The organism is Cupriavidus sp. DL-D2 (assembly GCF_039710735.1).
In the GTDB taxonomy this organism is placed as follows: Bacteria; Pseudomonadota; Gammaproteobacteria; order Burkholderiales; family Burkholderiaceae; genus Cupriavidus.
The window spans coordinates 18,509-30,920 of sequence record NZ_JBDKXK010000088.1 but is presented as its reverse complement, the minus strand read 5'-3'; the positions used below and the strand labels follow the sequence as shown (position 1 = coordinate 30,920).

The window sequence follows — 12,412 nt, the reverse complement described above, 5'->3', positions numbered from 1 at the left end:
GTTACCCATGTCTCCGGTCTGTACACCGCGCGCGGGAGAGGGGAGCAAACAAACACAAAACAAAACACATCGACGGAGACACCATGAACCAGTTCGAAGGCAAGGTTGCCGTGATCACCGGTGGGGCATCGGGGTTTGGCAAGGAGTTCGCGAAGATCGGTGCGCAACGTGGCATGAAGCTTGTGCTGGCCGATGTTCAGGAAGACGCGCTCGATGCCACCGTGGCCGAGTTCAAGGCCCAGGGCGCGCAGGTGATCGGACTACGTGCCGATGTGTCGAAGGCTGCCGAGGTGCAGGCGCTGGCCGATGCGGCGATGACAGCCTTTGGCGAGGTCAACCTCGTTTTCAACAATGCTGGCGTCGGTGCGGGCGGACTGGTCTGGGAGAACACAGAGAAAGATTGGGAGTGGGTGCTCGGCGTGAACCTGTATGGCGTGGTGCACGGCGTGCGGATTTTCACGCCGTTGATGCTGGAGGCCGCGAAGAAGGACCCCTCGTTCCAGGGCCATATCGTCAACACGGCGTCGATGGCCGGACTGCTGAACCCACCGGCGATGGGTGTGTACAACGTGTCGAAGCATGCTGTGGTAGCGCTGACGGAAACGCTTTATCAAGACCTGAGCCTGGTCACCGAACAGGTGCGCTGCTCGGTGCTGTGCCCGTACTTCGTGCCGACCGGCATCAGCCAGTCGCACCGCAATCGTCCCGCCGGGCTTGCCAACGACGCACCGCCCACGCGTTCGCAGATGGTGTCGCAAGCGCTGTCGGACAAGGCAGTGGGTTCGGGCAAGGTCTCCGCGGCCGATGTGGCGCAGCTCACGTTCGACGCCATCCGCAACGAAAGCTTCTATATTTATTCCCACCCGCAGGCCCTTGCCACGGTTCGCCAGCGCATGGAGGACATCGTCAACCAGCGCAATCCGGGCGATCCGTTCGGTGACAAGTCAGAAGTTCGCGCCAGCCTGGTTGCCGCGCTGCGCGGCTGACCTGGTCACGTTCTTGCATAGCCTTTCGGGAGATCCGCGATGACGGAAGCGAAGAGGGAGACCATGATGACCGCGCCTGCCGTGATTCATCACCTGCAGTTCGCCAACCTGCCCAATGGCACGCGGCTGCATTACGGTAGCGCAGGCGAGCCGGGCAAGCCGCTGATCCTGTTCGTGCATGGTTTTCCCGAATTCTGGTACGCCTGGGAGCGCCAGCTTGCCGAGTTCGGTCAGACACATTTTGCGGTGGCGCCTGACCTGCGCGGCTTCAACCTGTCGAGCAAGCCGGCCGAGCCTGAGGCCTATCGGCCCAAGCTGCTCGTCGAAGACCTCGTGCAGTTCATCCGCGTGCTGGGTTACGAGAAATGCGTAATCGTGGCGCATGACTGGGGCGGCGCGGTGTGCTGGAATCTTGCGGCGCAGCATCCCGAGCTGATCGAGCGCTTCGTCATCATCAATTCGCCACATCCGTATCTGTTCGCGCGCGCGTTGTCGGCTGATCCGGCGCAGCAGCAGGCATCGGCCTATATGAACTGGCTGCGCAAGCCCGGTTCAGAGCAGGCGCTGGCCGCCAACGAGTTTGCATTGCTGGAGAAAATGCTGACTGGCGAGGCTGGCGCGCTACCCGCGTGGTTCTCGGGCGATACGCGCGTGCACTATCACGGGGCGTGGTCCGAACCCGGCGACAACGGCTCGCATTCGCTGACCGGCGGAGTGAACTATTACCGCGCCACGCCGATGCATCCGCCCGCCAAGGGCGAGACCGCGCCCGATATCTCGCGGCTGGACCCGGCCATGTTCGTCGTCCGGGTGCCAACACTGGTGATCTGGGGCGAGAACGACCGCGCGCTGCCGAAGACGCTGGTGGATGGTCTGGACGCGTTCGTGCCCGACATGCGGCTCGAACGCATTCCCGAAGGCACGCACTGGGTCATCCATGAGCAGCCCGAGCGGATCAACCTGCTGATCCGCAGCGCGCTGCCCTGAACGAAGACTTCCGTTCTACCGCAGCCGATCGCGGTAGAGCTTGAAGTTCTCGTCGTCGAAGCAGACGAACGTGACCTGTTCGATGGTGGGCGCCTTGGCCAGTGCCTCCCGGACCGCAGCAATGGCGATGTCCACGGCCCGCTCGCGCGGGAATCCATAGACACCGGTGCTGATGTTCGGGAAGGCCACCGTGCGCAGGTTGTGTTCGGCGGCCAGCCGGATGCTGCTCCGGTAGGCACTCGCCAGTTGTGCATCCTCGTTCTGTCCGCCCCCGTGCCACACCGGACCCACGGCATGAATGACATAGGGTGCCGGCAACAGGCCACCCGTGGTGATCACCGCCTCCCCGGTGGGACATCCGCCTTGCTTGTCGCGCAGCGCACGGCACGCCGCCATGATCGACGGGCCGCCCGCACCATGGATCGCGCCGTCCACACCGCCTCCGCCCAGCAAGCCATTGTTGGCCGCGTTGACAATGGCATCGACTTCCATCCGCGTGATATCGCCGTGCACAACCTGCAAGTGTTCGCCCGTCATGGTGTCTCCTGGGTCATGGGATTGTGTTCCAAGCATAGGCGGCAAACGCCGCTTATGACATGGCCGATGATCGCGCAAAAGGTGGAGCAACCGGCTCGCCAAGGGTTATTTCGTAATGCTGCGTAGCGGAAACGCTGGCATGATATGGAAATCGAACGACCGTTCACAAATGGTCGTTCACATTTTGAACGCCGTACTGGTGCGCCCCCGGTCGGCATTCGGGTCTAACATGCCCGCGTGCCCCGACTTCGATTGCTTCCGATGTCCGCTCAGCCCTCTCCGTCCGTTCCCGGCTTGCCCGACCAGCCGCTCGACCCGCAAGTCGCGCAGTTGCTGGAATTGGTCGCGCGCGCCAAACGCCCGGCCATCCATACGATGGAGCCCGCTGACGCGAAGATCGGCTACGAGAAGAGCGCGCTGATTCTGGATATCCCGCCGGCCGCCGTGCATGGCGTGGAGAATTTCACGATTCCCGCGCGCGACGGCTACGACATCCCGGTGCGGCTTTATGCGCCGCGCGAAGCCAGTTGGGCCGATCCGCTGCCGCTGCTGGTGTATTTCCACGGTGGCGGCTTCACGGTCGGCAGCATCAATTCGCACGATCCGCTGTGCCGCATGCTCTGCAACGATGCCGACTGCCTGGTGCTGTCGGTGGACTACCGGCTCGGGCCCGACTGGAAGTTTCCGACGGCGGCCCACGACGCGTTCGACGTCCTCCATTGGGTCTTTGCCGAAGCAGCCAAGCTGGGTGCCGATCCGGCGCGCATCGCACTCGGTGGCGATAGCGCGGGTGGCACGCTCGCGGCAGCCTGCGCCATCGAGGCGCGCAACACCGGCCTGGAACCCGTGCTGCAACTGCTGATCTATCCCGGCACCAGTGCGAGGCAGGACACCCCATCGAATCGTGCATTGGCCGATGGCTACCTGCTGACGGCGGACATGATCCAGTGGTTTTTCGGCCAGTACCTCGACCGCGACGAGAGCCGCGACGACTGGCGCTTTGCGCCGCTCGATGGTGGCGGGGAGGGTGCCGATGTGCGCGGCGTCTGCCCGGCCTGGATCGCCGTGGCCGGCTACGATCCGCTGCACGACGAGGGCGTGGCCTATGCGGCCAAGCTCAATGCAGCGGGGGTCAAGGCCACGCTGGCGGACTACCCAACGATGATTCACGATTTTTTCAAGCTCGGACGTTTCATTCACGCTGTTGCGGGTGCGCATGCCGATGCCGTTGCCGCATTGCGGGAGGCGTTCGACAGCTAACGACCACGCAGTCCGGCACAACCATGCGCCCGACCCCACACAACAACACCGGGGCGGGCCTGCAACTGTTTATCGCTTTATCGGTTTGATCGAAGTCGCAACAGTGCATTTTTGCAGCAGAAGGAGACAAAGACTCATGCAACGCCGCCAATTCATGGCCCAGATGGGCCTGATCGCCGCCACCGCCGCGATCGCAACCGCCGCCGTGCCGGCATACGCCCAGGCGGACAAGTTCCCCAACAAGCCGATCCGCCTCGTGATCGGCTACACGGCGGGCGGTTCCACCGACATTCCGTTCCGCGTGCTGGCTGAAAACGCCTCGAAGATCCTGGGCCAGCCCGTGATCGTCGAGAACAAGCCGGGTGCCGGTGGCGTGCTGCCCGCGCAGATGATGCAGGCGACGCCGCCCGATGGCTATACGCTGGCGCAAGTCGCCATGCCGGTCTACCGCCTGCCGTACACGCAGAAGATCAACTGGGATCCGGTCAAGGACCTCAGCTATGTGATCAACCTGGCTGGCTACTCGTTCGGCCTGGTCGTGCCGGCCGATTCGCCGATCAAGACGATGCAGGATTACATCGCCTACGCCAAGGCCAATCCGGGCAAGCTGACGTACGGTTCGCCGGGCTCGATGACCACACTGCACCTGACCATGGAAGACCTGGCACTGCGCCAGGGCGTGCAGTTCTCGCACATTCCGTACAAGGGCAACTCGGAATCGATGCAGGCTCTGCTGGGCGGCCACGTGATGTCCGTGGCGGACACCCCGGCCTGGGCGCAGTACGTGGAGACCGGCAAGCTGCGTCTGCTGTCGACCTGGGGCGACAAGCGCTCGGCGCGTTTCCCGAACGTGCCGACGCTCAAGGAACTGGGCATGGGCATCGTGCAGACTTCGCCGTTCGGCCTCGTGGCGCCCAAGGGCACCGACCCGGCCATCGTCAAGAAGCTGCATGACGCCTTCAAGCAAGCCATGGAGATGCCGAACTACCGCGAATCGCTTGCCAAGTTCGATATGGAGCCGTACTACATGAGCACCAGCCAGTACGCCGCGTTTGCCGCGGACACGGTCAAGCGCGAGCGCGCGATCATCGAGAAACTGGGCCTGGCCAAGCCGCAGTAAGCCAAGCCGATCACGGGGCGCTCCTGACGAGAACAGGGCGCCCCGTTTTTCATGGGGAGCGCCAAACCGATGGCCAAAGAGGATTTTCGCCACAGCGTGCCGCTGCGCGTGCGCTGGTCAGAAGTCGATCCACAATCAATCGTCTTCAACGCCCATTACCTGACGTATTGCGATATCTGCGTGACCGAGTACTGGCGCGCGGTGGGCATCCGTTATCCCGAAGACGTGCTGCATGCGCATGGCGTAGACATGTTCGTGGTCAAGTCCACGCTCGAATATCACGCCTCGGCACGCTTCGACGATGAGTTGGAGATCCGTGGACGCATGGCGCGGCTAGGCCGATCGAGCATGCTGTTCCGCGTGGAGATGTACCGGGGGGACGAGCACCTGATCACCGGCGAGATCGTGTACGTCTGCGCCGATGCGAAAACGCAGAAATCGGCGCCGATTCCGGGGGAGGTGAGGGAGAAGATCGGGGGGTGGGAGGTGGTGGTGCCGGCTTCTTGAAAGACCCCGACCCCTGTTGGTTTGCTCCCCTCTCCCGCAAGCGGGAGAGGGGAGCAAACCACCAGAGGGGAGAACACCAAGGGGTCTAGATAGACACCCCCACATCCTCCGCATACCCCCGAATCACATCGTCAAAGCTCGCATCGCTCTCGAACCCCAGCGCCACCGCGCGCGACACATCCCACGCGGCCGGCCAGGTCCCGACGATCTTCTCGACACGTTCTTCACGGTTCCACGTCACCCGATCCGCCACGGCATCACCCGCCACGCGGCGCAGTGCTTCCACCATTTGCGCAGCCGTCACCGACAGGCCTGGCAGATTCACCACGCGACGATTGCCGAAGCGTTCGCCGTCGAGTTCGATGCCGTTGACCAGCGCCTGAATGGCACCGCGCGGCGACAGCAGCCACAGTGACGTGGCCGGGTCCACCGGGCAGTTCGCTGCCTCGCCCGACAGCGGTTCGCGGATGATGCCACTGGCGAACGACGACGCCGCCGCATTGGGCTTGCCCGGGCGCACGCTGATGGTCGGCAACCGCAGCACGCGGCCATCAACAAAACCGCGCCGGCTGTAGTCCGTCAGCAGCAGCTCGCCAATCGCCTTCTGCACGCCATACGACGATTGCGGATTCAATGCGGTATCGTCCTGCACTACGGCCGGCAGCTTGCCGCCATAGACGGCCACCGAACTCGTGAACACCACGCGCGGGGCGTGGCCCAGCGTGCGGCAGGTTTCGAGCAGGGCGCGCGAGGCGTCCAGGTTCACGCGCATGCCCAGGTCGAAATCGGCCTCGGCTTGCCCGCTGACCACGGCGGCCAGGTGGAAGATCGCACCAGTCTCGCGGTCGATGGCTTGCGCCAGCACGGCCGGATCCGACAGGTCGCCGGTGACCACGCGCACGCGCGCATCGTCGATCTGCGGCGCCACCACGTCCAGCAGCGTGAGCTGGTCGATGGTGACGGCCTTGCCGCCGAGGTTCAGCGTGCCGCGCTTGAGCAGCAGGCGGGCCAACTGCAGGCCCAGAAATCCGGCGCCGCCGGTAATCAATACTTTCATCGCAACATCCAGGTCTTATCGATTCAGGTAAGGCTTCAACCAGCCCAGGCCTTCCGACGTGCCGGCGCGGGGCCGGTACTCGCAGCCGATCCAGCCCGTGTAGCCAAGCTGGTCGATCACGTCGAACAGGTAGGGGTAGTTCAGTTCGCCGAGGCTCGGCTCGTGCCGCTCGGGCACGCCCGCAATCTGGATGTGGCCGATGCCGGCAAAGTCGCGCTGCAGCTTCTTCGCGATATCGCCTTCCATGATCTGGCAGTGATAGCAGTCGAACTGCACCTTGAGGTTGGCCGCGCCCACCTGCTGGCAGATGGTCTGGCCATCGCCCTGCAGGTTCAGGAAGTAGCCCGGCATGTCGCGCGTGTTGATCGGCTCGATCAGCACGGTCACGCCATGCGCGGCGGCAGAGGCCGCGGCGTAGGCCAGGTTTTCGAGATAGACCGCGCGGCAACGGGCGCGATCCGCATCGGCTGGCACCAGCCCGGCCATCACGTGGACGCGGTCGTTGCCGATCACCGAGGCGTATTCCAGCGCCTTGGCAAAGCCCGTGCGGAACTCGGCCTCGCGGCCCGGCAGGGCGGCCGTGCCGCGTTCGCCAGCGGCCCAGTCTCCGGGCGGCGCGTTGAACAGCGCCTGGGTCAGGCCATGGTCGTCGAGCCGCTTGCGGATCTCGGCGGCGGGATGATCGTACGGGAACAGGTACTCGACGGCCTGGAAGCCATCCTTCGCGGCAGCGCCGAAGCGGTCCAGGAAGTCGTGCTCCGTGTACATCATCGAGAGGTTCGCGGCAAAGCGCGGCATGTCGGCTCCTTGTATCGGAAGATCGGGATCAGCGATTGACCATCTTGGCCGGCGTCAGCCAGACCAGCAGGGCACCCACCACCAGGATCGCGGACAGCACATACATCGGCAGTTGCGTGCTCTGGGTCATGTCCTTGAGTGCACCCACCATGTACGGCGACACGAATCCGGCCAGGTTGCCCACCGAGTTGACCACGGCGATGCCCGATGCGGCGGCAATGCCGCTCATGAAGGCGGTAGGCAGCGACCAGAACAGCGGTGCGCAGGTCAGTACGCCAGCGGCGGCCAGCGACAGCGCCGCGATGGCCACCGTCGTATTGTGGGTGAACGAGGCGGCGATGGCAAAGCCCGTGGCGCCCATCAGCGCAGGCACGATCAGGTGCCAGCGACGTTCGCGGCGTGCATCGGCACTGTGGCCCAGGATGTTCATCACCACGATGGCGCAGAGGAACGGAATCGCGGACAGCAAACCGATGTTGAGGTTGCCGGTGACGCCGCTGGCCTTGACCAGTGTCGGCATCCAGAACGTCAGCGCGTACTGGCCGGTCACAAAGCAGAAGTAGATCAGGCACATCCACCACACGCGACGGTCGCTGAACACGGCGCCCAGCGAATGCACGTCGCGGCCACCAGCCGTTGCGGCAGCGGCCTTGGCGGCGCGCTCGTCTTCCTCGATATTGCGCTTGAGCACACGCTTCTCGTCGTTGTCGAGCCAGGGCGCCTTGTCGATACCGTCACGCAGTACGAACACGGTCACGATGCCGATGGCCAGCGCAGGCAGTGCCTCGATGAAGAACATCCACTGCCAGCCGGCCCAGCCGTGCGTGCCGTTGAACGCGTCCATGATCCAGCCCGACAACGGGTTGCCGAACATGCCAGCCACCGGGATGCCCGACATGAACAGCGCGATCATCTTGGCGCGGCGGTGCGACGGATACCAGTACGTCAGGTACAGGATCACGCCCGGGTAGAAGCCCGCTTCGGCCAGGCCGAGCAGGAAGCGCATGATGTAGAACTGCGTCGGCGTCTGCACGAACACGAACGCCGCCGAGATGATGCCCCACGTGATCATGATCCGCGCAATCCAGATACGCGCGCCGATGCGGTGCATCAGCAGGTTGCTGGGCACCTCGAACAGGAAATAGCCGATGAAGAACAGCCCGGCGCCCAGGCCGAACACGGTCTCCGAGAATTGCAGGTCCTGCGCCATCTGCAGCTTGGCAAAGCCCACGTTCACGCGATCGAGATAGGCGATTACGTAGCAGAGCATCAGGAACGGCATAATGCGCCAGAACACCTTGTTGTAGGCGCGTTTCTCGACGTGGTTGTCGGCGTCTAGCCGAGCGTCGGCAGTCCCCGCCGCGGGGTTGGATGCGGTCATTGGAAGTCTCCTTGGATTTGAACCGGTCGGTGTTCTCCCTCTCCCGCAGGGCGGGAGAGGGTCGGGGAGAGGGCAGGGCGTTGTTATTCGATGTCGCCAGACCGGGCGCTTGCCCTCTCCCCCAGCCCCTCTCCCGCCAAAGCGGGAGAGGGGAGCAAAACTAGGCGTGGGATTTCACCTTCACCACTTCACCTTGAACGTATCCCGCAACTCCACCAGCGCCTGCTCATCGAGCGGCGCCGGCTTGTCGCGCAGCATCATCCACAGCTTGGCGGTTTCTTCGAGCTCTTCGAGCGCGTAGGCCGCGCGGGACACGCTGCCCTCCCACACCACCGGGCCCAGGCGCGCCAGCAGCACGCCGCGCACCTCGCGGGCAAGCTGCGCCACACGGGCGGCCACGGCGGGGTCGCCGGGGCGGTGGTAGGGGATCAGCGGGATATGGCCCACCTTCATCACGTAGTACGGCGTGATCGGCGGCAGCACGTCGTCCGGCTGCCAGACACCGGCCAGCGTCAGCGCGACGAGGTTGGTGGAGTGCGTATGGACCACGCCATGCGCATCGGGGTTGTTGTCGTACACGCAGCGATGCAGCGTCAGCGTCTTCGATGGCTTGTCGCCGGACACCCAGCTTCCATCGGTCGCCACCTTGGCCACAGCCGCCGGATCGAGCGTGCCAAGGCAGGCGTCGGTCGGCGTGATCAACCAGCCGTCGTCGAGCCGTGCGCTGATATTGCCTGCCGAGCCCACCGTGTAGCCACGCTGGTACAGGCTCGCGCCGACGCGGCAGATCTCTTCGCGCAGTGCGCTTTCCTGGCTCATCGTGCTGCTCCCAGCGCATTAAGCGCTTCGTCGAAGAAGTTCTCGCCGCCGAAGTTGCCGGATTTCAGCGCCAGCGCCAGCGGGTCATCGCCCAGCGTCACTGTGGCCGGCACACCGGGCGCGATCTGGCGGCCGATGCGCAGCGACTGCACGCCGAGCGCCTGCACCACTGCGCCCGAGGTCTCGCCACCGGCCACCACGAAGCGCCGCGTGCCGCGTGCCTTCAGGCCCGCCGCTACCGCAGCCAGCGCGTGCTCGACCAGTTCACCGGCACGCGCCACGCCCAGTTCGGCCTGCACGGCTTTCACTTCCTCGGGCTGTGCGGTGGCGTAGATCAGCACGGGTTCGTTGTGGGATGCAGCAAAGGCCAGCGCCTCGTCGGCCACGGCTTCGCCGCGTGCCAGACGTAGCGGATCGATACGCAGGGCGGGGCGGTTCTGCGCGATCCAGTGCGCAACCTGTCCATTGGTGGCGCGCGACGCGCTGCCGGCCAGCACCACGCCCGGACCATCGACGGCCGGCACCTCGGCGGCGTTGTCGCGTTGCGGCAGCAGCCCGGCGCGACGGAAGTTCTCGGGCAGGCCCAGCGCGATGCCCGAACCACCCGTGATCAGCGGCAACGCGGCGCAGCCTTCGCCGAGTGCAAAGAGATCGGCATCGGAGACCGCATCGGCAATTGCGAGCTTCACGCCATCTGCGCGCAGCGCGTCGATGCGGGCGCGTACAGCTTCGGGTCCCTTGCCAACGGTGTCGTGACGCAGCAGGCCGACCTTGCCTTGGCTCTGGCGCTGCAGCACGCGCACCAGATTAGCATCGGTCATCGGCGTCAGCGGATGGTGTTCCATGCCGGATTCGTTGAGCAGTGCGTCGCCCACGAACAGATGGCCGCGGAAGATCGTGCGGCCGTTCTCGGGGAAGGCCGGGCAGGCAATCGTGAAATCGCTGCCCAGCGCACCCAGCAGCGCCTCGGCCACGGGTCCGATATTGCCGGCGTCGGTGGAGTCGAACGTCGAGCAGTACTTGAACACGAACTGGCGGCAGCCTTGGGCGCGCAGCCATTCGAGCGCGGCCAGCGACTGGGCCACGGCGTCATCGGCGGAAATCGTGCGCGATTTCAGCGCCACGACCACGGCATCGGCCTCGACAGTGCCCACCGGCACGCCGATGGTCTGCACGGTGCGCATGCCGTTGCGGACCAGCGTGTTGGCGAGGTCGGTGGCGCCGGTGAAATCGTCGGCGATGCAGCCAAGGAGGGGACGATTGCTCATGCGATTACTCCTTCGCCTTCGGCAACTCGATGCCCGGGAAAATCTTGATCACGGCAGAGTCGTCTTCACCACCATGGCCGGCCGTGGACGCCATCATGAACATCTGGTGCGCGGCAGCCGACAGCGGCAACGGGAATTTGCTGGTGCGGGCGGTGTCCAGCACCATGCCCAGGTCCTTGACGAAGATGTCCACCGCCGACAGCGGCGTGTAGTCGCCCGACAGGATGTGGGGCACGCGGTTCTCGAACATCCACGAGTTGCCCGCGCTGTGCGTGATCACGTCGTAGAGCGCGTCCGGGTCCACGCCCTCGCGCATGCCCAGCGCCATGGCTTCGGCGGCGGCGGCGATATGCACGCCCGCCAGCAACTGGTTGATGATCTTGACCTTGGAGCCCGCGCCGTGGGCATCGCCCAGGCGGTACACCTTGCCTGCGATGGCGGCCAGCACGGCCTCGGCCTTGGCGTAGGCTTCGGCGGGCCCCGACGTCATCATCGTCATTTCGCCGCTGGCGGCACGCGCGGCGCCACCTGACACCGGCGCGTCGATCATCAGCAGTTCCTTTTCGGCCAGCCGCTTGCCCAGCGTCTCGGCAAAACCGGGCGGCACAGTGGCGCAGGCCATCACGAGCTTGCCCTCGGACATCGCCGGCACCGCACCCTGTTCGCCGAACAGCACGGCCTCGGTCTGCGCCGCGTTGACCACGAGCGTGATCACGATATCGCAGCGTCGGCCCACCTCGGCCGGGCTCACGCACGGCACGCCGCCGGCATCGGCAAAGCGCTGCAGCACGTCGGCACGCAGATCGTAGGCGTGGGTCTTGAAGCCTGCGCGCAGCAGCGACTGCGCCACGCCATTGCCCATCGCGCCCAAGCCGATGACGCCAATGTTCTTGGACATCGAAATTCTCCTAAACCTGATGTGTATGGATGACTAGTGCGACGGGCTGACGGGCAGGTCGATGCCTTCGTCATCGCCCAACTGCGAGAGCCGGCGCGCCGCGTTGTACATGTGGTTCTGCGCCGCGTTGCGTGCGGCATCGGGGTCGCCCGCGCGGATGGCGGCGGCAATGGCCTGGTGTTCCTCGCGCACCTGACGCGAGAAATCGGCACGGCGCGCCTCGTTGGTACGGGTCACGCGCGTGGCGGTTTCCAGGTACTGGCTCAGGAAGGCCAGCGTCTTGAGGAAATACGGGTTGCCGGTGGCTTCGGCAATGGCACGGTGGAAGGCCACGTCGGCGGCAACGCCGTCGCCGCCTTCGGCCACTTCGGTGTCGATGCGTGCCAGCGCGGCGTCGATGCCGGCCATCGCAGCATCGCTGCGGCGGCGCGCCGCCTGGGCGGCGACCTCGGCCTCGATCGAACGGCGCAGTTCCACGATCTGCAGCACCGCTTCCAGCGTATCGACATCGGTGTAATCAATGCGCAGTGGCCGGATGCCAGCCTGATCGGTCACGAACACGCCGCTGCCCTGGCGAGATTCCACCAACCCCTCGTACTTAAGCCGGGCAATGGCCTCGCGGATCACGGTGCGGCTGACGCCGAACTCTTCGGACAGCACGGCCTCGGTAGGCAGCTTGGCACCCCGGGCAAAGGTGCCGCCCTGGATCTTGTCGAGCAGTTGCTCGGCCACGCTGTCAGTCAGCGCGCGAGCAGGAATCTTCTGGAACATGGCATCGCATCATCAGGTAGTCA

At 65.0% G+C, this 12,412-nt stretch carries 13 protein-coding genes; 5 read left to right on the top strand and 8 right to left on the bottom strand.

Features of this window, described 5'->3' with window-relative positions; all coding sequences use genetic code 11:
- Positions 1-83 precede the first annotated feature (83 nt).
- Complete coding sequence (locus ABDB81_RS28415) at positions 84-986, top strand: SDR family oxidoreductase (RefSeq protein ID WP_346814203.1); 903 nt, start codon at positions 84-86, stop codon at positions 984-986.
- A 66-nt stretch (positions 987-1,052) separates the two neighbouring features.
- Complete coding sequence (locus tag ABDB81_RS28410) at positions 1,053-1,973, top strand: alpha/beta hydrolase (RefSeq protein WP_346814204.1); 921 nt, start codon at positions 1,053-1,055, stop codon at positions 1,971-1,973.
- 15 nt (positions 1,974-1,988) lie between these two features.
- Here the strand turns inward: ABDB81_RS28410 and ABDB81_RS28405 are convergent, their stop codons facing one another.
- Positions 1,989-2,510, bottom strand: a complete 522-nt coding sequence (locus ABDB81_RS28405) for an O-acetyl-ADP-ribose deacetylase (protein ID WP_137926716.1) — start codon at positions 2,508-2,510, stop codon at positions 1,989-1,991.
- Positions 2,511-2,771: 261 nt separating this feature from the next.
- On the opposite strand from ABDB81_RS28405, the gene ABDB81_RS28400 reads away from it, so the two are divergent.
- The 3 genes from ABDB81_RS28400 to ABDB81_RS28390 all read left to right on the top strand — a co-directional run bounded on the left by ABDB81_RS28400 (position 2,772) and on the right by ABDB81_RS28390 (position 5,397).
- Positions 2,772-3,770 carry an alpha/beta hydrolase gene (locus ABDB81_RS28400; protein WP_346814202.1) on the top strand — a complete coding sequence of 333 codons (999 nt, stop codon included), beginning with the start codon at positions 2,772-2,774 and terminating at the stop codon, positions 3,768-3,770.
- 136 nt (positions 3,771-3,906) lie between these two features.
- Positions 3,907-4,890: a tripartite tricarboxylate transporter substrate binding protein gene (locus tag ABDB81_RS28395; RefSeq protein ID WP_346814201.1), complete on the top strand. Its 984-nt coding sequence runs from the start codon at positions 3,907-3,909 to the stop codon at positions 4,888-4,890.
- Between the two features lie 69 nt (positions 4,891-4,959).
- The gene (locus ABDB81_RS28390) at positions 4,960-5,397 is read left to right on the top strand and encodes a YbgC/FadM family acyl-CoA thioesterase (RefSeq protein WP_160472273.1); all 438 of its coding nucleotides are present in this window, start codon (positions 4,960-4,962) and stop codon (positions 5,395-5,397) included.
- Between the two features lie 85 nt (positions 5,398-5,482).
- On the opposite strand, the gene denD is transcribed toward ABDB81_RS28390, so the two are convergent.
- The 7 genes from denD to ABDB81_RS28355 all read right to left on the bottom strand — a co-directional run bounded on the left by denD (position 5,483) and on the right by ABDB81_RS28355 (position 12,389).
- Positions 5,483-6,454, bottom strand: a complete 972-nt coding sequence (gene denD, locus ABDB81_RS28385) for a D-erythronate dehydrogenase (protein WP_137926720.1) — start codon at positions 6,452-6,454, stop codon at positions 5,483-5,485.
- Between the two features lie 15 nt (positions 6,455-6,469).
- The gene (otnI, locus tag ABDB81_RS28380; RefSeq protein WP_346814200.1) at positions 6,470-7,252 is read right to left on the bottom strand and encodes a 2-oxo-tetronate isomerase; all 783 of its coding nucleotides are present in this window, start codon (positions 7,250-7,252) and stop codon (positions 6,470-6,472) included.
- A gap of 28 nt (positions 7,253-7,280) precedes the next feature.
- Entirely contained in the window at positions 7,281-8,633 is a 1,353-nt protein-coding gene (locus ABDB81_RS28375; RefSeq protein ID WP_346814199.1) for an MFS transporter, read from the bottom strand.
- A gap of 180 nt (positions 8,634-8,813) precedes the next feature.
- Positions 8,814-9,452, bottom strand: a complete 639-nt coding sequence (locus tag ABDB81_RS28370; protein ID WP_137926723.1) for an aldolase — start codon at positions 9,450-9,452, stop codon at positions 8,814-8,816.
- Entirely contained in the window at positions 9,449-10,720 is a 1,272-nt protein-coding gene (gene otnK, locus ABDB81_RS28365; protein WP_346814198.1) for a 3-oxo-tetronate kinase, read from the bottom strand. Before otnK ends, ABDB81_RS28370 begins: the two co-directional genes overlap by 4 nt.
- Positions 10,721-10,724: 4 nt before the next feature.
- Positions 10,725-11,618 carry an L-threonate dehydrogenase gene (ltnD, locus tag ABDB81_RS28360; protein WP_137926725.1) on the bottom strand — a complete coding sequence of 298 codons (894 nt, stop codon included), beginning with the start codon at positions 11,616-11,618 and terminating at the stop codon, positions 10,725-10,727.
- Between the two features lie 33 nt (positions 11,619-11,651).
- Positions 11,652-12,389: a FadR/GntR family transcriptional regulator gene (locus ABDB81_RS28355; protein WP_137926726.1), complete on the bottom strand. Its 738-nt coding sequence runs from the start codon at positions 12,387-12,389 to the stop codon at positions 11,652-11,654.
- Positions 12,390-12,412: the final 23 nt, after the last annotated feature.